At 69.7% G+C, this 21,645-nt stretch carries 22 protein-coding genes; 10 read left to right on the forward strand and 12 right to left on the reverse strand.

Translation table 11 applies throughout. The annotated features are described in order from the left end of the window. Window positions 1-29 precede the first annotated feature (29 nt). The 3 genes from ABZ412_RS14570 to ABZ412_RS14580 all read right to left on the reverse strand — a co-directional run bounded on the left by ABZ412_RS14570 (window position 30) and on the right by ABZ412_RS14580 (window position 2,994). Complete coding sequence (locus ABZ412_RS14570) at window positions 30-698, reverse strand: GNAT family protein (RefSeq protein WP_357280638.1); 669 nt, start codon at window positions 696-698, stop codon at window positions 30-32. A 64-nt stretch (window positions 699-762) separates the two neighbouring features. Further along, window positions 763-2,022, reverse strand: a complete 1,260-nt coding sequence (glp, locus tag ABZ412_RS14575) for a gephyrin-like molybdotransferase Glp (RefSeq protein ID WP_357280640.1) — start codon at window positions 2,020-2,022, stop codon at window positions 763-765. A gap of 33 nt (window positions 2,023-2,055) precedes the next feature. Further along, on the reverse strand, window positions 2,056-2,994 hold the full coding sequence (locus ABZ412_RS14580; RefSeq protein ID WP_357280643.1) for a UTP--glucose-1-phosphate uridylyltransferase: 939 nt from the start codon (window positions 2,992-2,994) through the stop codon (window positions 2,056-2,058). Window positions 2,995-3,194: 200 nt separating this feature from the next. Between ABZ412_RS14580 and ABZ412_RS14585 the strand changes: the two genes are divergently transcribed. The 5 genes from ABZ412_RS14585 (at window position 3,195) to mscL (ending at window position 7,083) form a co-directional block, all read left to right on the forward strand. After that, the gene (locus tag ABZ412_RS14585) at window positions 3,195-4,850 is read left to right on the forward strand and encodes a metallophosphoesterase family protein (protein WP_357280646.1); all 1,656 of its coding nucleotides are present in this window, start codon (window positions 3,195-3,197) and stop codon (window positions 4,848-4,850) included. A 47-nt stretch (window positions 4,851-4,897) separates the two neighbouring features. Beyond that, on the forward strand, window positions 4,898-5,482 hold the full coding sequence (locus ABZ412_RS14590; RefSeq protein ID WP_357280648.1) for a 5-formyltetrahydrofolate cyclo-ligase: 585 nt from the start codon (window positions 4,898-4,900) through the stop codon (window positions 5,480-5,482). Window positions 5,483-5,552: 70 nt separating this feature from the next. Continuing rightward, window positions 5,553-5,867: an FmdB family zinc ribbon protein gene (locus ABZ412_RS14595; RefSeq protein ID WP_357280651.1), complete on the forward strand. Its 315-nt coding sequence runs from the start codon at window positions 5,553-5,555 to the stop codon at window positions 5,865-5,867. A gap of 87 nt (window positions 5,868-5,954) precedes the next feature. After that, entirely contained in the window at window positions 5,955-6,602 is a 648-nt protein-coding gene (locus tag ABZ412_RS14600) for an SAF domain-containing protein (protein WP_357280654.1), read from the forward strand. A 79-nt stretch (window positions 6,603-6,681) separates the two neighbouring features. Continuing rightward, window positions 6,682-7,083: a large conductance mechanosensitive channel protein MscL gene (mscL, locus tag ABZ412_RS14605; RefSeq protein WP_357280657.1), complete on the forward strand. Its 402-nt coding sequence runs from the start codon at window positions 6,682-6,684 to the stop codon at window positions 7,081-7,083. 88 nt (window positions 7,084-7,171) lie between these two features. Here the strand turns inward: mscL and ABZ412_RS14610 are convergent, their stop codons facing one another. The 9 genes from ABZ412_RS14610 to ABZ412_RS14650 all read right to left on the reverse strand — a co-directional run bounded on the left by ABZ412_RS14610 (window position 7,172) and on the right by ABZ412_RS14650 (window position 15,668). Beyond that, window positions 7,172-7,852: an MspA family porin gene (locus ABZ412_RS14610; protein WP_357280660.1), complete on the reverse strand. Its 681-nt coding sequence runs from the start codon at window positions 7,850-7,852 to the stop codon at window positions 7,172-7,174. A gap of 62 nt (window positions 7,853-7,914) precedes the next feature. Next, entirely contained in the window at window positions 7,915-8,595 is a 681-nt protein-coding gene (locus ABZ412_RS14615) for an MspA family porin (RefSeq protein WP_357280662.1), read from the reverse strand. A 299-nt stretch (window positions 8,596-8,894) separates the two neighbouring features. Further along, window positions 8,895-9,566, reverse strand: a complete 672-nt coding sequence (locus ABZ412_RS14620; RefSeq protein ID WP_357280665.1) for an MspA family porin — start codon at window positions 9,564-9,566, stop codon at window positions 8,895-8,897. A gap of 63 nt (window positions 9,567-9,629) precedes the next feature. Further along, window positions 9,630-10,304 carry an MspA family porin gene (locus tag ABZ412_RS14625; RefSeq protein WP_357280668.1) on the reverse strand — a complete coding sequence of 225 codons (675 nt, stop codon included), beginning with the start codon at window positions 10,302-10,304 and terminating at the stop codon, window positions 9,630-9,632. A 245-nt stretch (window positions 10,305-10,549) separates the two neighbouring features. After that, entirely contained in the window at window positions 10,550-10,768 is a 219-nt protein-coding gene (locus tag ABZ412_RS14630) for a hypothetical protein (protein ID WP_357092278.1), read from the reverse strand. Next, window positions 10,765-11,259, reverse strand: coding sequence for a MogA/MoaB family molybdenum cofactor biosynthesis protein (locus tag ABZ412_RS14635; protein ID WP_357280873.1), 495 nt, complete (start codon window positions 11,257-11,259; stop codon window positions 10,765-10,767). The genes ABZ412_RS14630 and ABZ412_RS14635 overlap by 4 nt, the downstream gene beginning before the upstream one ends. A gap of 98 nt (window positions 11,260-11,357) precedes the next feature. Next, the gene (locus tag ABZ412_RS14640; protein WP_357280875.1) at window positions 11,358-12,782 is read right to left on the reverse strand and encodes a trypsin-like peptidase domain-containing protein; all 1,425 of its coding nucleotides are present in this window, start codon (window positions 12,780-12,782) and stop codon (window positions 11,358-11,360) included. 721 nt (window positions 12,783-13,503) lie between these two features. Beyond that, window positions 13,504-14,889 carry a HAMP domain-containing sensor histidine kinase gene (locus tag ABZ412_RS14645; RefSeq protein WP_357280877.1) on the reverse strand — a complete coding sequence of 462 codons (1,386 nt, stop codon included), beginning with the start codon at window positions 14,887-14,889 and terminating at the stop codon, window positions 13,504-13,506. A gap of 89 nt (window positions 14,890-14,978) precedes the next feature. After that, a complete protein-coding gene (locus tag ABZ412_RS14650) occupies window positions 14,979-15,668 on the reverse strand; it encodes a response regulator transcription factor (RefSeq protein WP_357092281.1) in 690 nt (229 codons plus the stop codon). Between the two features lie 331 nt (window positions 15,669-15,999). On the opposite strand from ABZ412_RS14650, the gene ABZ412_RS14655 reads away from it, so the two are divergent. The 5 genes from ABZ412_RS14655 to ABZ412_RS14675 are packed head-to-tail and all read left to right on the forward strand — an operon-like array spanning window position 16,000 to window position 21,644. Next, window positions 16,000-19,272 carry an ATP-binding protein gene (locus tag ABZ412_RS14655; protein ID WP_357280670.1) on the forward strand — a complete coding sequence of 1,091 codons (3,273 nt, stop codon included), beginning with the start codon at window positions 16,000-16,002 and terminating at the stop codon, window positions 19,270-19,272. Beyond that, the gene (locus ABZ412_RS14660; protein WP_213559341.1) at window positions 19,269-19,676 is read left to right on the forward strand and encodes a roadblock/LC7 domain-containing protein; all 408 of its coding nucleotides are present in this window, start codon (window positions 19,269-19,271) and stop codon (window positions 19,674-19,676) included. The genes ABZ412_RS14655 and ABZ412_RS14660 overlap by 4 nt, the downstream gene beginning before the upstream one ends. 31 nt (window positions 19,677-19,707) lie before the next feature. Then, window positions 19,708-20,085 (forward strand): DUF742 domain-containing protein, encoded by a 378-nt coding sequence (locus tag ABZ412_RS14665; protein WP_357092287.1) that lies wholly within the window; start codon window positions 19,708-19,710, stop codon window positions 20,083-20,085. Further along, entirely contained in the window at window positions 20,066-20,761 is a 696-nt protein-coding gene (locus ABZ412_RS14670; RefSeq protein WP_357280672.1) for an ATP/GTP-binding protein, read from the forward strand. Before ABZ412_RS14665 ends, ABZ412_RS14670 begins: the two co-directional genes overlap by 20 nt. 46 nt (window positions 20,762-20,807) lie before the next feature. After that, window positions 20,808-21,644 (forward strand): hypothetical protein, encoded by an 837-nt coding sequence (locus ABZ412_RS14675; RefSeq protein ID WP_357280675.1) that lies wholly within the window; start codon window positions 20,808-20,810, stop codon window positions 21,642-21,644. Window position 21,645 lies beyond the last annotated feature (1 nt).

A 21,645-nucleotide genomic window follows, 5' to 3' on the forward strand; every position in this document is an offset into this window, starting at 1 on the left:
AACTCTCACACGCCGCGCTCAGCGAGTTATCAGGCTTTGCTGGCGCGCCCCGCGCGAATCAACCTGTCCACCACGGTCCCCGAAACCTCCTCGACCGTCATGCCGACCAGCAGATGATCCCGCCACGCGCCGTCCACGTCGAGGTAGCGCTGCAGCATGCCCTCCTCGCGGAAACCGACATTGCGCAGAACCGCCTGACTGGCAAGGTTTTCCGGCCGCACCGTGGCCTCCACCCGGTGCAGGCCCACCTCGCCGAAGCAGTGGTCCAGGCCCAGGGCCAGCGCCGCGGTGGCCACGCCCTGCCCGGCCAGCTCGCTCGACACCCAGTAGCCGATCCACGCCGATCGCAGCGCGCCGCGCACGATATTGCCCACCGTGAGCTGACCGCTGAACTGGCCGTCCACCTCGATGACGAGCGGAATCATGGCGCCGCGCCGCGCCTCGGCCTTCAACGCCGACCACAGCGCGGGCCAATTGCTGGAGTGGTTACGCGCCTCCCACGGACCGCGGCCGGTGGGCTCCCACTTCTCCAGATAGTCCTTGTCCCGGACCCGGATCCGGCCCCACGCGGACGCGTCCCGCAGGCGGATCGGCCGCAGCGTGACCGTGCCCGCCGCGACCCGCACCGGACCCAGATGCGCCGGCCAGCCCGGATGCTGGGCCGAACGGAAGACGTTCACGCTGAATCCATTCGCCATGCTCGGGTGCTCTGCGTTGTTACGCGAGCTGCCGCCTTCGGGCCCTGACCGATCATGTCGGACCTCACCCACGCTGAGCCAGGAACGCGACCTGGACCTCGTCACCGGTACGCACCTCGGTGGTCTCGGGGTCGATCACGATGAGGCTGTTGGCCTCGGCCATGGTGGCCAGCAGATGCGAGGACGCCCCGTTCGGGCCGCCCAGCGGCTGCACCAGGTAGTCGCCGGTCTGCTCGTCGCGCATGAGCTGCGCGCGCAGATAGCCGCGGCGGCCCGGGATCGAGGCGATCGGCAGGATGGTGCGCGCCCGTACCATGCGCCGCATGGGGTGCCGGCGGCCCAGCGCGATCCGGATCAACGGCCGCACCATGACCTCGAAAACCACCAGCGCGCCAACCGGATTCGCGGGCAGCAGGAAGGTCGGCACCTCGTCGCGGCCGAGCAGGCCGAAACCCTGCACCGACCCGGGATGCATGCCGACCCGGGTGATCTCCAGCTCGCCGAGCCCCTCGAGGGCCTCGCGCACCTGCTCCGACGCCCAGCCGCCGACCGCACCCGCGATCACGACCACCTCGGAGCGGACCAGCTGGCCCTCCACCACATCCCGCAGCCGCTTCGGATCGGCGCTCACGATGCCGACCCGGTTCACGTCCGCGCCCGCGTCGCGCGCGGCGGCAGCCAGGGCGTAGGAGTTCACGTCGTAGACCTGGCCGGGTCCGGGCGTGCGGTCGATGTCGACCAGCTCGCCGCCCACCGACAGCACCGACAGCCGGGGCCGCGGATGCACCAGCACCTTGTCCTTGCCGACCGCGGCCAGCAGGCCCACCTGGGCCGGGCCGATGATGGTGCCGGCGCGCACGGCCAGATCGCCGGGCTGCACGTCGTCACCGATGCGGCGCACGTAGTCGCCGGAGCGGACCGCCTCGTAGACCTTCACCCGGGCGCGGCCGCCATCGGTGTTCTCCAGCGGCAGCACGGCATCGGCGAGGGTCGGCAGCGGCGCGCCGGTGTCCACCCGCACGGTCTGGCGGGGCTGCAGGCGGATCGGCTGGCGGGAACCGGCCGCCACCTCCCCCACCACCGGCAGGCTCAGGAGCACCGAATTGCCGTCCTCGTCGCGGATATTCGCGCCCGCGCCGGCCACATCCACACTGCGCACGGCGTACCCGTCGATGGCGGCCTGGTCGAAGCCCGGCAGCGGGCGCTCGGTGACCACATCCTCGGCGCACAGCAAACCCTGTGCCTCGCTGATCGCGACCCGGACCGGCCGTGGGGCCACGGCCGCGGCGGTCACCTTGATCTGCTGATCCTCAACCGAGCGCATGCCGCCCTTCCGTAGTCTCTCCCGTCCGTCGCCTCATTCGCATGTGGTCAGCTGCGGATTCCAGTCCGGACCGAGCCGCTGCTCGAGCCACTCGCGCAGGGCGGGACCGTATTCCTCGCGTTCCAGAGCGAAATCGACCGCAGCTCGAAGATAACCGCCAGGGTTGCCCAGATCGTGCCGCGACCCACGATGCACTACGACATGAACCGGGTGGCCTTCCGCGATCAGCAGCGCGATGGCGTCGGTCAGCTGCAGTTCGCCGCCCGCACCGGGGGTGATGCGGCGCAGCGCGTCGAAGATGGCGCGGTCCAACAGGTATCGCCCGGCCGCGGTGAAGGTGGAGGGCGCCTCGTGCACGGCGGGCTTCTCCACCATGCCGTTGACCTTGAGCACGTCGCACGGGCCGTCGGGCAGTTCCTCGACATCGAAGACGCCGTAGGCGCTGACCTCTTCCTTGGGCACGTCGATGGCGCACAGCACCGAACCGCCGTAGGTGTTCCGCACGTTGGCCATCAGCTCCAGCACGCCGCCGGGCAGCACCAGGTCGTCGGGCAGCAGCACCGCGATGGCGGTCTCGTCGGCGTCGAGCACCGATTCCGCCTGCGCCACCGCGTGACCCAGGCCCAGCGGCTCCTCCTGCACCACCGAGGTGACGTCGAGCAGGGCGGGGGCCTTGCGCACCTTCTCCAGCAGATGGAACTTGCCGCGCTCGGCGAGGGTGCTCTCCAGCACCAGGTCCTCGACGAAATGCGCGACCACACCGTCTTTTCCGGGCGAGGTCACGATCACCAGCCGATTGGCGCCGGATTCCGCGGCCTCGGCGGCGACCAATTCGATGCCCGGGGTGTCGACCACCGGCAGCAACTCCTTGGGAACCGTCTTGGTCGCGGGCAGGAACCTGGTGCCGAGCCCGGCCGCGGGGACCACCGCGGTGCGGAAGCACGACTCGGTTCCGCCGCCAGTAGCTGTCATGAATTTCACCCTATCCATCCGTCATATGCCCGAGAGCGGCTCGTGGCCGCCTCGATATCCCCGAGAGCCTAAGGGGCGAGGACGGCAGGAGCGCACCGAACGCCGGACCGAGGGCATTCTCACCGACCGACCCGTTCTTTTCATTTGGCGTTCGTCGCACTGTGACCTCCCTCGTACCCACTGGTTGTTGACTGACACCCATGACCGATCGTGAGGATTCCCACAACCCCGATTCCACGCCGGACAACCCCGACACCCCTACTGTCAGCACCCCTGACACCACCCGCGCGGTCAGCCGCCGCCAATTGTTCGGCGCGTCGGCCGCCGCCGGCCTGGCCGGACTGGCCGTCGGCGCGGGCGGCGCGGTCGCGCTGAAGAGCTCCGGATCCAACGCCGCCGCCTGGCCCCGCTCCGCCGAACTCGTCACCACCCCCGACCGCGCCGCCGCGCCCCGGGTCTCCGGGCTGCACCTCCAGTTCGGGGCCGACGCGGCCCGCGAGGTCGTGGTCACCTGGCACACCCTCGGATCGGTCACCGCGCCCACCGTGCGCTACGGCACCGCCGACTCCGGATTCGGCACGGCGGTCTCCGCGCGGACCCGCACCTACCGGGACGCCAAGTCCGGCATCGAGATCCAGGCCCACCACGCCCGGCTCACCGGCCTGTCCCCCGACACCGACTACGTCTACGCCGCCGGGCACGACGGCGCACCGCCGGAACTGGGCACCATCCGCACCGCGCCCGCCGGGCGCGCCAAGTTCCGGTTCACCAGCTTCGGCGACCAGGGCACCCCCACCGTCGGCAAGATCGTCGACGGCAAGGCCGTCAACGACAATCTCGGCTCCCAGTACGCCGGCGACATCACCTCCGCAGTGGAATCACTGGCCCCGCTGTTCAACCTGGTCAACGGCGACCTCTGCTACGCCAACCTGTCCACCGACCGCATCCGCACCTGGAACGACTGGTGGGCCAACAACTCTCGCTCGGCGCGCTACCGGCCCTGGATGCCCGCCCCCGGCAACCACGAGAACGAACTCGGCAACGGGCCCATCGGCTACCAGGCGTTCCAGACCTACTTCACCGTCCCCGACGCCGGGAGCGAGGAACACGCGCAGGGCCTGTGGTACTCGTTCACCGTCGGCGGCATGCGGGTGATCGCGGTCGCCAACGACGACGTCTGCCTGCAGGACGGCGGCAACAGCTACGTCAAGGGCTACTCCGGCGGAGCCCAGAAGCGCTGGCTGGAAAGCGAACTGGCCAAGGCACGCGCCGACAAGGGCATCGACTGGGTGGTGGTGTTCATGCACCAGGTCGCCATCTCCTCGGCCGACAAGGCCAACGGCGCGGACCTGGGCATCCGCACCGAATGGCTGCCGCTGTTCGACCGATACCAGGTCGACCTGGTGTTGTGCGGGCACGAACACCATTACGAGCGTTCGCATCCCGTGCGCGGGACGACCGGGTCCGAGACCCTCACCCCCAAGCCCGCCGACACCCGCAAGGACGTCGTCGACACCGGCAAGGGCACCGTGCACCTGGTGATCGGCGGGGGCGGCACCTCGGTGCCGTCCAACCACCTGTTCTTCCCGGGCGACAGGTGCCGGGTCATCACCGCCGTGGGGAACGCGGATCCGGCCACCGGCAAGAAGGTTCCGACGTACGTGCTCGAGGACGCGCCCTGGTCCGCGTTCAAGGACGCCGAACATCCCTACGGCTTCTGCGCTTTCGACGTCGACCCCGGCACGCCCGGCGGGAACACCACCATCAAGGGCACGTACTACGCCCTCACCGGGCCGACCAGCGAGCTGAAGGCCGTCGACACGTTCACCCTGACCCGGCCGCGCGCGGATCGCTGAGCACGGCGGGCGCGGATCGCCCAGGGCGGCAGCCCTAGGGTGGAAGCGTGACGGACGAGCGGGACAAGACGGCGTGGCGCGCGGAGATCCTCGCGCGCCGCAAGGCCCTGCCCGCCGAGGTCCGCGAGCGCGAGGCCGCGGCGCTGGCCGCCGCGGCCGGACGGCTCCCGGACGGCGGCTGGGTCTGCGCCTACGTGCCGGTGGGCGGCGAACCCGGCTCGGTGGCCCTGCTCGACGCGCTGCGAGCCGCCGGCGCCCGGGTGCTGCTGCCGGTCACCGGCGAACCCGGGCCGCTCGCCTGGGCCGAATACACCGGGCCCGACGGGCTGCGCCGCGGCCGGTTCGGGCTGCGCGAACCGGACGGAGACCCGGTCACGGACGGAATCTCGACGGCTTCGACGATTCTGATTCCGGCGCTCGCGGTGGATCGGCGCGGGGTCCGATTGGGACGCGGAGCCGGTTATTACGATCGAAGTCTGAACGCCGCGCGCGCCGACGCGCGATTGATCGCCGTGGTGCGCGACGACGAACTCGTGGACCGTTTGCCGGAGGAGTCACACGACCATCGAATGGGGTGGGCACTGACCCCGTTCGGCGGGCTGCGCCGCCTCGGAGATCGAGCCGGGAATTGACACCCGATTGGCAGCGTTGGCACTGCCAGCTGTAGAGTGCTAATTCGACGAAGAGCGTGGAGGTTTCCCGATGCCTACTTACTCGTATGCATGCACCGAGTGCGACAACAAGTTCGACATCGTGCAGTCCTTCTCCGATGACGCACTGACCACGTGTGACCGTTGCAACGGCAAGCTGCGCAAGCTGTTCAACTCGGTCGGCATCGTCTTCAAGGGCAGCGGCTTCTACCGCACCGACAGCCGTAACGGCTCCACCTCCTCCGAGCCGGCCAAGCCGTCGTCCTCTTCGTCGGACAACGGCGGCTCGAGCTCCACCGCGTCGAGCGCGGCCACGTCGAGCACCTCGACCTCGTCGTCCAGCGGTTCCAGCACCTCCGCGGCCTGATCTCAGCTTTCTCCACAGGCTCTTCGTTATCCACAGCCCGGGTTCGGCCCGGGCGTGCCGGTGTCGGGGCGACCGTACGCTGCCCCCGTGACGCGACCGTACCGAGCTTTCCCACACGAGTTCCGTAGCCGCCTGACCTGGGTGGACTCGGTGCTACTGCGGCGGGCCGGGGCGGTCGCGTTGCTCATGGCGGCGGCCTTCCTGGCCGTACGCCCGGATCCATCCGCGGATCGGACATCCGTCCTGGTCGCCGCGCGGGAGCTGCCGCCCGGGCAGGTGCTCGGCGACGGCGATCTGCGCACCGCCGACCGGGAGACCGCGACCCTGCCCGCCGGAGCCGTGCGCGACGCCGCGCGGGTGCGCGGGGCCACCCTCGCCGCCGCGCTGACGGCCGGGGAGATCCTCACCGACGTGCGGGTGCTGGGCCCGCGACTGGCCGCCGTGGCGGCGGGCTCCCCCGATGCGCGCATCGTCCCGATTCGCCTGGCGGACAACGCCGTTGCCGAGATCCTGCGCACCGGCGACCGGGTGGACGTGGTGGCGGGCGAGGACACCGGCGGGACCGGCCGTCCCGCACGGCTATTGGCCGCCGACGCCGCCGTGGTGCTGGTGCCGCAGGCCGACGGAACCCGCGGGCGCACGGACCGGGTGGTGCTGGTCGCCTTGGATTCCCGACGCGCCACCGCGGTGGCCGCCGCCTCGCTGCGGACGGCGCTCACGGTCGTGTTCCACTGAACCGGCGCATCGGTGAACTAGCATCGCCTCAGATCCCCACAACTCTGCGTTCGATCCCTCAGGTAGAGGAGTTTCGGCAATGCTCAAGGGTTTCAAAGAATTTCTGATGCGCGGCAATGTCATCGACCTGGCCGTGGCCGTCGTCATGGGTACGGCCTTCGTCGCGGTCGTCACCGCCTTCACCGACGGCATCGTGACACCGCTGCTCGCGGTCTTCGGCGGCACCAATCAGCTCGGGCTGGGCTTCCAGCTGGTGGCCGACAAGCCCGCCACCTTCATCGCGATCGGGCCGATCATCACCGCGGCTATCGATTTCGTCATCATCGCGGCCCTGCTCTACTTCATCCTGGTCATCCCGGCCGCCAAGGCCAAGAAGCTGTGGGGCGCCAAGGCGGACGACGCGCTCACCGACAACGAACTGCTGCGCGAGATCCGGGACCTGCTCGCGGAACGCAGCGCGGGCGGGCGGCACGAACTCTGACCCGCGGCCCGAACTCCCCAGCGTGGCAAGGCAAAACGGGCCCGGCGCGAAAAGCGCCGGGCCCGTTCGTATCACACCGGAGTGTGGATCAGCCGAGGCTGAAGGGCTGGCCCCACAGGGTGACCCAGCTGATCACGTTGTCGGTCTCGACCTCGACGCTCACGAAGGCGCGCGCCTGAGCGTAACCGCCACAGCCGTTCAGGCCGATGGTCTCGTCCGACCAGGTGACCGAACCGCTGGTGCCGCTGAAAGCGTTGCGCTTCTTGTGGATTTCGTGACCGAAGTCGTCCGGCATCTCCAGATCGAGGATGTAGAACGACTTGGCCTGACCCGGACCCAGGGTCAGGTTGGCGCCGGAGTTCACGCCGCCGGTCGGAGTGGCGTTGCCACTGCTGTCCCAGCTCGCGCCGCCTTCGGCACCACCGCTGACGCCGCCGCCGTCGATGGTGACCTGGCAACCCACGACATAGCCGGGGTAGATCTTGCCGCCGGTCGCGGTGGTGTCGCCGGAGATGTTGACCTGCGCCGACGCCGAGACCCAGGCGTTGCGGTGCACCGGGGTGGCACCCATCGACGGGCTGATGTTGGCGGACTCGCCGACCAGCTTCACCGTGACCACGGTGCCGTCGGACAGGGTCTGGGTGAGCTCGCCGCCCGGCAGCGGCACGAAGGTGTCGGCATTGGCCGCACCGGTGGAGAACAGGCCAAGGGCCGCGGTGGCGACGGCACCGACACCGGCCACCCGCGCCATTGTCTTACGGATGTTCATATCTGGTTGTCCCTCAGATTTTGTTCGCTTGCGCGAGAAAGGATTTGGCGGGCGGAGACCACTTAGCCGATGCTGAACGGCTGGCCGTAGAGGGTGGTCTTGGAGTAGTGATCGCCGATGACCTCGACGACCGTGTACGCACGCGCCTGGGCGTAGCCCGCGCAGCCCTGGATCTGGATCTCGGCGTCGCGGTACTCGACCGAGTAGGTGCCCGCCTTGGTGATGTCCTTGTAGTCGATCTGGACGAACGCCACCTGGCCGGGGCCGAGGTTGACGCCGATCGAACCACCGATGCTCGCGCTGTCGAGGTTGATGCTGCCGGAGACACCGGCAGAGATCGCGTCCTCACCGATGGAGATCTGGCAGCCGACGATGTAGCCGGTGTTGATCTGCGAGGTGCCGTGGGTGGACGAGTTGTTGCTGCCGGGGATACCGACCGGGCCGTTGTTCGGACCGACTGTGCCCTCGGGGGTTTCGGTGACCACCGCGGAGGCGGCGCCGCTCACCCACACCACACGGCCGGCACCGTTGGCAGCGAGCGACGGCGACACGATGGCGTGCTCACCCGTCCGGGTAATGGTGACGGTGCCCGCCGGGTTCACCTTCTGGCCGTCCGGCAACGGCACGAAGGTGTCAGCGTTAGCGGCACCAGTGGAAAAAAGGCCGATGGCCACGGCCGCGGCCGCGCCGATGCCCGCAAAACGGGCCGCGGTACGCACACCGTGGGTGCGGTTCTCGCTCATACTTCCCCTCATCAGGTTCTTGCGATCAACCTCGACCACCGAGGTTGAAAAGGGACCCTTGCGGATTCCCCGGTTGAGTTTGTCGCCACATTGTTGCCACTGTGTTACTCGTTACAAATTCTTTTCTCGTAGCGACGCTGGGCACTTTACATCACAGCTGTGACCTCTGAGACGTGAGCGAACAGGATCGACCACTCGCCGACACAAACCCGCAGGTATGCAGAGAAAGTCGTGGATAGCAAAAGGGGCCCGGTGCTAATCGCACCGGGCCCCTTGGCATTCCGCTGAGCGGAAACTGATCAGCCGAGACTGAAGGGCTGACCCCACAGCGTGTAGGCGGTGATCACATGGTCGGTCTCGACCTGAACCGCGATGAACGAGCGCGCCTGCGCGTAGCCGCCGCAGCCGTTCAGGTTGATGGTCTCGTCCGACCACGTCACCGATCCGGAGTTACCCGAGAACTTGTTGCGCTTGTAGTGCGCCTCGCTGCCGAAATCGTCGGGCGCTTCCTGATCCAGGACGTAGAACGCCTGCGACTGGCCGGGGCCCAGGGTCAGGTTGCCGCCGACATTCGCGCCGGCCGACGGGCTCGAGCCGTCGTAGTTGGCGCCCGCGCTCGGGCCGCCGTTGGCGCCGCCGCCGGCGATGTTGACCTGGCAGCCGACCACGTAACCGGGGACGATCTTGCCGCCGGCATCGCCGTGAGTGCCCGACAGTTCGACGCGCGCGCTGCCCGAGACCCAGGCGTTGCGGTGCAGCGGGGTCGAGCCCAGCGACGGGTTGATGTTGGCCGACTCGCCGGTCATGGAGATGGTGACGATGGTGCCGTCGTCCATGGTCTCGGTGATGGAGCCGCCCGGCAGCGGCACGAAGGTGTCGGCGTTGGCCGCACCCGTGGAGAACAGGCCCAGGGTGGCGGTGGCGACGGCGCCGATCCCGGCGGCCCGCGCCATGGTCTTGCGAACGTTCATGATGGTTTCCCTCTAGGGTCGAATTCGCTTGCGCGAGAGATGAATCGGGTGTCTGACCACACGTCAGCCGAGGCTGAACGGCTGCCCGTAGAGGGTGGTCTTCGAGTAGTGGTCACCGATGATCTCGACCACGGTGTAGGCGCGCGCCTGGGCGTAACCCGCGCAGCCCTGCACGTCGACCGGCACATCCTTGTAGTCGATCGAGTAGCGGCCCGCGTCGAGGATGTCCTTGGAGTTGATCTGGAGGAAGGTCACCTGGCCGGGGCCGAGGTTCACGCCGATCGAACCGCCCGCGTTCGCACCGGTCAGGCTCACGCCACCGGAAACACCGGCGGAGATGGCGTTGTCGGCGATGTTCACCTGGCAGCCGATGATGTAACCGGTGTTGACCTGCGACGCGCCATGCGTGGAGGAGTTGTTGGTGCCCGGGCCGTTGGCGGGGCCGTTGTTCGGGCCGACCGTGCCCGCGGGGGTCTCGGTGACGTCGGCGACGACCTTGCCCGAGAGCCAGGCGGTGCGGCCCGCGCCGTTCGCCGACAGCGACGGCGAGATGACGGCGTGCTCGCCGAGACGGTCGATGGTCACGCCCGGTCCGACCTTCTGACCGTCCGGCAACGGTACGAAGGTGTCGGCGTTGGCGGCGCCGGTCGACAGCAGGCCGAAAGCCACGGAGGCGGCTGCGCCGATACCCGCGACACGCGCGACCCGACGCAAACCGGCAGTCCGGTTCTCGCTCATTGTTCCCTCATCAGTTTTTTTGCGGACAACCCCGACCACCGGGGCTGAAGAGAGCCACTACGGCACAGAACTCGGCAAGAGCAACTATCAAGCGCGCTGCTCATTTTCTTTGCAGCCGTAGCTTTGCTGACCCAGGGGAGATTTTAGCCACAACAGTTACTGTTTGGCAACAATTAGATAACGGCGCGCAAGATCACAGCCTTCGGGAGATGGCTAATTCCCGGCAGCCGTGATGTGAGCGAATCTCAACCGTGATGGGGCGGCTTCTGCGCGCGCAGCCAATCATCGGAGGACTGAACGGAATCCGGCTCGGGAGTGCGCTCGTCCTTGGTCGTGGACGGCAGTTCGTCACCGAAGACGCGCGCGAGCCGGGCGCGTTCGGCGGGGGTCAAACGACGAGACCCCGCCCGGCGCTCGGCCGGACGGGGCGACTCGGGTGAATCAGGTTTGTCGGCGTCGGTCATTCCGACAGACCGGACAATTCATCGATGACTTTGCTCGCCAGCGGACCCAGGGTGGCCATGCCGTCCCGGACCGCGGCGCGCGAACCCGGCAGGTTCACCACCAGCGTGCTGCCCGACACCCCGGCCAGACCGCGTGACAGGCCCGCGTCCAGCGACCCCGAGGCCAGACCCGACGCCCGCAGGGCCTCGCTGATCCCGGGCAGCACCCGGTCCAGCACCTCTTCGGTGGCCTCCGGCGTCACGTCACGCGGGGACATACCGGTGCCGCCGACCGAGATGACCAGGTCGACACCACCGATCACCGCGGTATTGAGGGCATTGCGGATCTCCACCTCATCGGCCGACACCGACACCGAGGCGTCCACCAGGAACCCGGCCTCGGTGAGTAGCTCGGTGACCAGCGGACCCAGCGAGTCCACTCCGCCATGGGCGGTTCGATCGTCGACGACCACGACAAGAGCACGGCCCGCCACAGCGGCATCGATTTCCATGGTGCTCACCGTAGCGCCCTTGTCCGACAACAGCTCCCATCCCCCGTCGGAGGTGACACGGATCGCCGGTACCGGTTCCCTGCCATTGACACGGTTGCTCATCGTCCGCCCTCCGCGGCTGCTTCGCCGAGGGTGACCTCGACGGTCTTGGGGTTCTTGCCCTGGTCGTCGGTGTAGGTCACCTTGACCTTGTCGCCGGGCCGGTGCGAGCGCACCCCGGCGATCAGTGAATTGCCCGAGTCCACGATCTGGTCGTCGATCTTGGTGATGATCGCGTTCTTCGGGATGCCCGCCTTGGCGGCCGGGCCGTCGGGCGACACGTCCATCACGCGCGCGCCGTTCACATCGTCCTGCGCCCGCACGGTCACACCGATCTGGGCGTAGGTGGCCTTGCCGTTCTTGATCAGCTCGTCGGCGACGCGGCGCGCGGTATCCACCGGAATCGCGAAGCCCAGGCCGATCGAGCCGCTCTGCGCGCCCGCCGACTCGGCGGTGCCCATGGTGGCGATGGCGGTGTTGATGCCGACCAGCTTGCCGTTCATATCGACCAGCGCGCCGCCGGAATTGCCCGGGTTGATGGCCGCGTCGGTCTGGATGGCGTCGATGACCGTGCCCTGCGAACCCGGCTCGCCGCTGGTGGAGACCGGGCGGTTCAGCGAGGAGACGATACCGCTGGTCACCGTGCCCGCCAGGCCCAGCGGCGAACCGATCGCCACCACGCCCTGCCCCACCTGCAGATTGCCGGACTGGCCCAGCTCGATCGGCTTCAGATCCGACTTGCCGGTCACCCGGATGACCGCGATGTCGGAGACCGGGTCCGCGCCCACCACAGTGGCCGGAGCGGTCGAGCCGTCATTGAACGCCACATCCATCTTGGCGTTCTGGCCCGCGCCGCTGACCACGTGATTGTTGGTGAGGATCAGCCCGTCCGAGGACAGGACCACCCCGGAGCCCTCGCCCTCGGCCCGCGCACCCGCGACCCGGATCATGACAACGCTCGCGAGCACCTTCTGCGCCACCGCCTGCACCGAACCCTCCGGCGCGGGCGCGGCCTTGCCATTGCCCGCGGGCTGATCCAGCGCATTGCTCACCGTGCCGTGATCGCTGCCATGCGTGGCCAGCGCGCCCACCGCGCCACCGATACCACCGCTGAGCAGCGCCAGCACAACCGCGCCGGCGACCAGACCGGTGCGGCCGGACCGCTTCGGCCCCGGCGCGGCGGCATACGCCAGACCCGGCTCACCCGGCACCCCGGGCCCACCCGGACCGCCGGGCACGGCCGGAATCACCTGCGTCGGATGCGGACCCGCCGCGTACGCCGGAAGCTGCCCCGTCGAATACGCCGACTGCTGCCCTGTCACGTACGCGGGCTGCTGGCCCGTGGCGTAGGGCGACTGCCCGGCGGCAGGCTGCTGGCCCGCCCCGGCGGTCGGCGGCTGTCCCGTCGCCGGCGTGGGCTGCTGCCCGGCCGCGTACCCGGCCCCCGACGCCGCGTACGCCTGCCCGTAACCCCCGCCCGGAATCTCCCCGGTCGGCGGATTCCCACCGCCGTACTGCTGCGAATAAGGCTGTGCGCCACCGAACGCCGCCCCATAGGCGGGACCACCCTGCGGCGCGCCGAAACCCGCCTGCGCCGCACCGGGCAGCGCCTGGGTGGCCGGATCGACCGCGCCCGAACCCGGTTGCCCCGCAACGCCGTACGCCGTCCCGCCCGGACCGCCGAAGGCCGGCGCCGAGCCGGCGGGCGGCTGCGCGCCCGCAGCGGGCTGATCGGCCCGCGGATCGCTGCCCTGAGCCTGGAACGCTCCGCCGGAGAACGATTGCGCCGCACCGAAACCGGGCGCGCTGGGCGTACCGGGAGCGCTCGACGCGGGACCCGCCGCGGGCGCTCCGGGATGGCCGGGCTGCGCCGGGGGCGGGAACCCCCCGGGAGCCGGAGCCGAACCCGGGGTGGCGGCCGCGAAGCCGTTGAAGGAGTCGGCGGCGGGAGCGCCCGCGGGATCCCGCTTCGGCAGGCCGGACGCGGTGGTGCCGGAGCCGGAGGTCGGGCGGTCGGAACCGGGGGCCGGGCTGCCGGACGCGGCCGCGGCGGCGTTGTCGGCGGCCTGGCCTTCGGGCTCGGTGCCCCGCTGGTTCGAATCCTCGGTCATTTCTCGTTTTCTCCTCGAGTCTCGTCGCCAAGCCTGGCGGGAACGACTGAGAGTGGACTGAGACCGTGCTTGCTTTTCGCCGAGCTTTCCGGGTTCAGTTGTCCGCCTCGGCGGGCAGGGGCGGTGCGCTTTCCCCAGGCAGAACGATACGGATCAACGCGCCCCCTCGGTCGGAAGTGTCGATGTTGATGGTGCCACCGTGTTTGGTCACCACCTGCTTGACGATGGCCAGGCCGAGCCCGGAGCCGGGCATGGAGCGCGAGGCCGTGGTGCGGTAGAAGCGCTCGAACACCAGCTCGCGTTCGGCGGGCGGGATGCCGGGCCCGGCGTCGTCGACGGCGAACTCGAGCAGTCCGCGCCCGTTCTCGCGCATGGTGACGAACACCTGCGCGCCCTCCGGACTCCACTTGGCGGCATTGTCGAGGACGTTGAGCAGGGCGCGTTCCAGGCCGGGTTCGTCGCCGTAGACGAACCAGGGCCGCAGCTGGGCCTCGAAATCGATTCCGGTGCGCCGCCGCCGGACTCGCTCCAGCGCGCGTTCGGCGATCTCGCCGAGGTCGATGCGCTCGTACACGGTTTCCGGGGCGTCCTCGCGGGCCAGATCGACCAGATCGCCGACCAGCGTGGACAATTCCTCGATCTGGGCCATCACGTCCGAGCGCAGTTCGGCCATGTCCTCGTCGGGGATCCGGGGCGCGCCCGGCCGCGAGGAGGCGATGAGCAGTTCCATATTGGTGCGCAAAGAGGTCAGTGGCGTCTTCAGCTCATGGCCGGCGTCGGCCACCAGGCGGCGCTGCCGTTCCCGGGATTCGCCGAGGGCGCGCAGCATGGTGTTGAAACTCTCGGTGAGCCGGGCCAGTTCGTCGTCGCCGGTGACCGGGATGGGGGTCAGGTCGTCGGTGCGGGCGATGCGTTCGGTGGCGGCGGTGAGCCGGGCGATGGGCCGCAACCCGGTACGGCCCACGGTGGTTCCGGCCGCCGCGGCCACGATGACCCCGCAGCCGCCGACCACGAACAACAGCCAGGCCAGCCGGTCGAGGACCTCCTTGGTGGGTTGCAGCCGCTGCGACACCACCAGCGTGGATCCGGAATGGGTGCGGCGGGCCAGCACCCGCTGGTCGTCGACGGTGCGCAGCGAGAAGCCGATCTCGCCGCGGGCCACCTGCCGTTCCTGGTTGCCGATCGGCGGAATCGTGGTCTGCGGAGGCACGTACTGCGACTGGTCCGCGAACACCAGCGCCACCCCGACGTCGCTGGAGTACAGCCCCGCGAAAACCAGCGACTGGAAACCGAGGCTGTCGAGGTTGTTGTCGATCATCACCGAGGCGCGGGCCCGCAGCTGCGAGTCCACGTCGGCGTACAGCGACCGGGCCACCATGGCGTAGGCGGCGATGGAGGTGAAGGCGACGGCCACGGCGACCACCGAGGCGGCCAGCAGTGTCACCCGCCAGCGCAGCGACACCGAACGGGTCAGCGGCATCGGCGGCCGCAGTCCGTCGTTCTCCGTCCGCGATCCGAGTCCGGCGACCACCGTCCGCCGGGGAACGGTTCTACCCACGAGCGCCTGCCCTACGGAGGAGTCTCGCGCAGCACGTAGCCGACGCCGCGCACGGTGTGGATGAGCCGCGGCTCACCGTCGGCTTCGGTCTTGCGGCGCAGGTAGCCGATGTACACCTCGAGCGCGTTGCCGGAGGTGGGGAAGTCGTAGCCCCACACCTCCTCCAGGATGCGGCTGCGGGTGAGCACCCGGCGCGGGTTGGCCATCAGCATTTCCAGCAGGGAGAACTCGGTGCGGGTGAGGCTGATCGGGCGTTCGCCGCGGGTGACCTCGCGGGTGACGGGGTCGAGCGAGAGGTCGGCGAAGGACATGGCCTCGGAGGAGGCGTCGACCGGGTCGCCGGCGGTGCGGCGCAGCAGGGCGCGCAGCCGGGCCAGCAGTTCCTCCAGCGCGAAGGGCTTGGGTAGGTAGTCGTCGGCGCCGGCGTCCAGCCCGGCGACCCGCTCGGACACCGAATCCCGTGCGGTGAGTACCAGAATCGGCAGATCGTCGCCGGTGCTGCGCAGCCGGCGGCATACCTCGAGCCCGTCCAGACGGGGCATCATGACGTCCAGGACCAGGGCGTCGGGTCGCTGACTGGCGGTCTTCTCCAAGGCGTCCAGACCGTCGACGGCGAGGTCGACGGTGTACCCGTTGAAGGTCAGCGAGCGACGCAGCGATTCACGAACCGCGCGGTCGTCGTCGACTACCAGAATGCGCATGGCAACCAGTCTGCCCACAACGACTGAGAGTCCACTGAGAAGGGCCCCTCCGACACGCCGGGTGGGTGAGGCAGATGACCTGCGTGTTTTACGAACGACCAATGCCGAGTGGTTGCGGTGTCACCCAATTCGACGCGAAAGCCGTTGTGGCAAGCCCGCATTCGGAGGCTTATACACTACGTCCTCCGAATTGCCGTTACTCAGCTCACGCGGTATGTTGCAGGCCGGAAAAGAAGACCCTTAGTTGGTTCTGCGCGGGCTCGACCCCAAAGCCGTACAACCGCATACATACCCGGGGGTCAATCGTGAAAGCGGAGGCGACGGAAGCGGGATGGAAGCAGCACCCCGGTCGTGGCAATTCAGCCTGTCCAACTGGCCCGTTACCCGCAAGGTCGGCATCGTGCTGGTGCTCCCGGTGCTTCTCGCCGCGACCTTCGCGGTACTGCGCATCAACAGCGAATTGCAGACCATCTCCAAACTGAGCGCGGCCTCGGAGCAGATGGACGTGCTCCGCCCCACGGTCAAATTCCTCACCAGCACCAATGAACTCGCGGTCGCCGCCATCGTCGGCGGCAACCAGGACGTGGACGCCGACCTCGACGCCGCCACCGCCAAGTTCGACCAGGCCCAGGCCGAACTGGAGACCGCGCTCAAGTCCTCCAACGCCGACCCCGGCGTCGTGAAGGAACTCGGCACCGCCATCGCGGTCGCGAAGACCATGCGCAACAGCCTGCGCACCAGCTCCCCCCAGACCATCGGCGATCAGGCCGACGAGGTGCAGACCCGGGCGCAGAACTCGCTCGCGGGCGCGCCCACCGTCGGCGACCTCCGGGTGCAGCAGTCCTTCCTGCAGTTCGGCGCGGCGCTGACCGCCTTCCGCCTGCTCACCCAGGAACGCGTCATGCTCGCGGTGCCGGGCGCCGGCGCCAACCCCGCGCTGCGGACCAAGCTGCTCACCGCCATCGGCGCCGAGATCACGATGATCGAGGTGTACCGCGGCATGGCGCCGGAATCGGCGCAGAACGCGAACACGCTGAAGGACAACGCCGGCGCCCGCGTCGGCATCCTGATGCAGAACGTGCCCGACCCGGGCACCCTGCCGGCCATGCAGGACTCGCTGCGCGGCAGCGCGGACGCCTACTCCGCCGAGGTCGCCACCGTCGCGAGCACCATGGGCACCAAGCTGTCCGAGCTCACCACCGAGGCGCGCAACAACGTGCTGCGTGACACCTCCGTCGTGATCGGCATGCTGCTGGCCGGTCTCGCGCTGGCGCTGGTGGTGGCCCGCTCGCTGGTCGTGCCGGTCCGCCGCCTGCGGCGAGACGCCTTGCAGGTGGCCCACATCGATCTGCCGCAGGAGCTCGAGGTGGTGCGCGCCGGCGGTGCGACCCCGGAGATCTCGCCGGTCGACGTGCACACCACCGAGGAGATCGGGCAGCTGGCCCGAGCCGTCGACGACATCCACTCCCAGGCCCTCCACCTGGCCGCCGAACAGGCGCGATTGCGCCTGCAGATCGGCAACATGTTCGAAACCCTCTCGCGCCGCAGCCAATCCCTCGTGGAGCAGCAGCTGTCGCTGATCGAGGAGCTCGAGCGCGACGAGGACGACTCCGAGCGCCTCCAGTCGCTGTTCCGCCTCGACCACCTCGCCACCCGCATGCGCCGCAACGGCGACAACCTGCTGGTGCTGGCCGGAACCGCGCTGCGCCGTGGCCATCTCGCGCCGGTGCCGCTGTCGGACATGCTGTGGTCCTCGGTCTCCCAGGTGGAGGACTACCAGCGCGTCGAGATCGGCACCGTGCCCGACGGCATCGTCGCCGGTGAGCCCGCCGTCGACATCGAGCACCTGCTGGCCGAGCTGATCGACAACGCGCTGCGCTACTCCCCGCCCACCACCCCGGTCGCGGTGTCGGTGGCGCGCGCGGTGGACGGCGGCTACCTGATCGAGATCACCGACCGCGGCCTCGGCATGAACGCCGACGACCTGCAGGGCATCAATGACCGCCTGGCCTCCGGTGGCGAGGTCAATGTCGAGACCGCGCGCCGCATGGGTCTATTCGTCGTGGGCCGCCTGGCCAAGCGGCACCACATCACGGTGAGCCTGCGCCGCACCTCCGCCATGGTGCAGCAGCCGGGCATCACCGCCAGCGTGCACCTGCCGGGCAGCCTGGTCTCGCCGGCGCCGGAACGCCTCGGCGACCCGACCGGTCAGTACCCGGTGGCCACGGCGCTGCCCATGCCCCCGTCGGCCCTGGCCTCCGGGCCGATCCCGGCCGCGGCCCTCGCCTCGGGCCCGATCCCGGCCGCCGCCGGGCCGATTCCGCCGGCGCCGGGACAGATTCCGCCGCCCGTCGGACCGATCACCGGACCGAACCCCGTGGTCAACCCGCCGCGGCTGACGCCGGTCCCGAATCTGCCCGAACCGCCCACCGGCCGCTTCCCGACCACCAGTTCCGGCCTGCCGCAGCGCAAGCCCGGCACCGATACCGGTGAGCACCCGATCGTCTCCGCGTTCCCGGAACCGCCGCAGCAGCAGGCCGATCGCTTCTCCGACGGATTCACCGACGCCTTCACCGCCGACGACGCCCGGGCCTACGGCGCGAGCGCCGTCCGGCCCGAACCCGCGGCGCCGCAGGGGCCCGCGCCCATGAGCTTCTGGGGCGAGGCCGCCGAGTCCACGGAATCGGCCGAGCACAGCACGATTTCCGAGCAGGCTGCCGGGTCCGAGCCGGGTACGGAGGAACCGGCCGGTTACGCGCCGGAGCCGATCGCCCCGACCGCGGACACGGTCGCCCCGCTTCCCCAGCGGGTCGCGCCCCAGCAGATCACGCCGATGCCGCAGCGGGTCGCCCAGGTGCCCGAGCGCCTCGTTCCGGCGCCCGAGCCCGTGGCGCAGGCGCCCGAGCCCTTCACACCGGCGCCCGAGCCCTTCACGCCGCCGGCGCGGGAGCCCTTCACACCGGCGGCCGGGTCCTTCGCACCGGCGCCCGGTCCGACCGCGCCGATCACCAACGCCCGCAACGGCGGCAGCGGCTACGTCGAGAACCCCAACGGCCCGGACACCGGCAGCTATTTCGGCAACGGTTTCAGTGCCTTCGGCGACAACGACCGCCCCACGCTCCCGCCGACCCCCGTCCCCGGCAGCGTGACCGGCGAAACCGCTGTTCGAGGCGCCGACAACGCTATTCGCGGCAATGACGCCGCGCGCGGCAACGAGGCCGCACCCGCCGGGTCGCGTCCGGTCGCGCCGCAGACCGGCCTGCGTCCGGTCGAGGGCGCTCCGACCCCGATCTACCAGCGCATGGTCTCCGAGTGGCTGGTGGAACCGGCCGACGGGCAGCAGACCGGCGCCGCCTGGTCGTCGACTTCGGACGTCGGCTGGGCCGCGGCCGAGGACGCGGCCAACCCGACCACCACCAGTCGTACCGAAGGCGGCCTGCCGATTCGGCGGCCCGGCGCCCAGCTGGTGCCGGGCGCGGTCGCCCAGGAGGACGACGGTACCGGCCGCGACCCGGAAGAGATCCGCAACAGCCTGAGCAGGCATCTCAGCGGCGTCCACTCCGGGCGGGCCGACTCCCAGTACAACGACGGAGGGCATGCATGACCGACACCCAGAGCACCACAACGGATGAGAATCTGAACTGGCTGGTCACCCGCTTCACCAAGGAGGTGCCCGGGGTCTCGCACGCCGTGCTGGTCTCCGCGGACGGTCTGCTGCAGGCCACCAGCCCGCACCTGCCGTCCGACCGCGGCGAGCAGCTGGCCGCGGTGACGGCCGGTCTGGCCAGCCTGTCCGCCGGCGCCGCACAGCTTTTCGAGGGCGGCAAGGTGATGCAGTCCATCGTGGAGATGCAGCGCGGCTACCTGCTGGTCATGAGTGTCGGCAATGGCTCGCACCTGGCGGTGCTGGCCAACAAGCAGCACGACATCGGCCGCATCGGCTACGAGATGGCCCTCCTGGTCGACCGGGTCGGCTCCGTCGTCTCGGCCACCGCCCGCACTGCCTAGATGAGTCGAACACTGCCTAGATGAGCCGCAAATGACCAATCCTCATGGCGGTGGCGGTAACCGGCCACCGACCACCCGCGTTCGCCCCTACGCGTTGACCTCCGGCCGTACCGAGCCGGCGGTCGAGCTACCGCTGGAAGCGGTCGTCGAAACCCTGTCCTACACCGCCCACTTCGACTGGCCCGCCGGCGACGTGCGCACCGAGATCCTGCGGCTGGGCACGGCCCGGCTCTCGGTCGCCGAGATCGCGGCCCACCTGGGCCGTCCGCTGGGCATGGTCCGGGTCGTCATCGGCGATCTGGTGGTCGCCGGAACCCTGCGTGTGCATTCGACTTTGAGCGATCAGGCGACCTTCGACGAGCGCCGCTCCCTGATGGAGAGGACCCTGCATGGACTCCGCGCCCTATAACGGCGGAGGCTACCCCGCCGGCCCGCACGGGGGGCCGGCGTACACCACCGGGCAGTTCCCGAACCCGGGGCTGCAGTACCCGCCGCGGCCGGGCGAGGAGTCGCGCACCGCGTCGACCAAGATCGTCGTGGCGGGCGGATTCGGCGCGGGCAAGACCACCTTCGTCGGCGCGGTCTCCGAGATCGTGCCGCTGCGCACCGAGGCCATGGTGACCGGCTATTCGGACGGGGTCGACGACCTCGCCGCCACGCCCGGCAAGGAAACCACCACCGTGGCCATGGATTTCGGGCGCATCATCCTGCCCGGCAACCTGGTGCTGTACCTGTTCGGCACGCCCGGGCAGCGGCGGTTCTGGTTCATGTGGGACGACCTGATCAAGGGCGCCATCGGCGCGGTCGTGCTGGTCGACACCCGCCGCATCGAGGACAGCTTCGCGGCCGTGGACTTCTTCGAGGCCAAGTCGCTGCCGTTCCTGATCGCGGTCAACCGCTTCCCGGACGCGCCGCGCTTCCCGGTCGCGGAACTGCGCGAGGCGCTCAGCGTCCGCGAGGGCGTGCCGATCGTGGACATCGACGCGCGCGACCCGGTCGAGGTGCGGCGGTCGCTGGCCGCGGTCACCGAATACGCGATCGAACGGCTGATGACGGCGCAGCGCGAAACCGCGCAGCGCGGCTGACGTTCGCCCATCCGGGTTCGGGCTTACGAAGGACAAGGGTGTCTGGATGATCTACTTCTCGATGGGCTACTGGGTGCTCGCGCTGGCGGTGATCGTGTCGTTCGCGGGGGCGGCCTGCGGGCTGGCGTGCATTCGGCAGTCCACCAAGTCGGTGACCCAGAAGTTCCGGATCGTATGGCTTTTCGTGGCGGCGGTGTCGATCGGCGGCGTCGGCGTGGCCATGCCGGTGTTCGTCTCCATGCTCGGTTTCGACGTGCGCGGCACCCAGCTGCGCTACGACAACCTGTCGATCACGCTGTTCTCGGTGCTGTCGGCGATCACCGTGTTCCTGGCGCTGCTGATCACCGGCAAGACGCTGGTGTGGTGGCGGCTGCTGGTCGCGGCGGCCGTGATGGCCTTCGGGATCGGCGACGTGCACCAGCTGCTGCTGGGCGCCATCCGGATCCAGGGCACCGCGGACCCCGGCCTGGTGTCCACCGTCGCGGTGTACGCGATCGCGTTCGTGCTCGCGGCGCTCACCCTGTGGTTCAGCCTGTGGGTCGGTTCGGTGCCGATGGTGCTGGCCGGCGCGGTGGTGTACGCGGTCCTCGTGACCAGCATGCACTACGCCGGACTGACCGGGCTGCAGGTGCACGTGGACCCGAACGCGCCCGCGCCGCAGGGGAACGTGCTGTTCACCTTCTTCGTGCCGTTCTTCATCATCGGCACGCTGTCGCTGGCGATTCCGATCACCGCCATCCTGGTCGCCCCGGACCGGCGTGAGGCCCGTGCCCCGATGGCGGCCCCCGATCCGGCGGTCGCGCACAGCACGTCGCTGCAGGCGGCCTCACAGCACGCCGCGTCGCAGCAGCAGGGTGCGCGCCGGCCGGAATCGATGCTCTGAC

The organism is Nocardia sp. NPDC005746, assembly GCF_040630785.1.
GTDB lineage: Bacteria > Actinomycetota > Actinomycetes > Mycobacteriales > Mycobacteriaceae > Nocardia.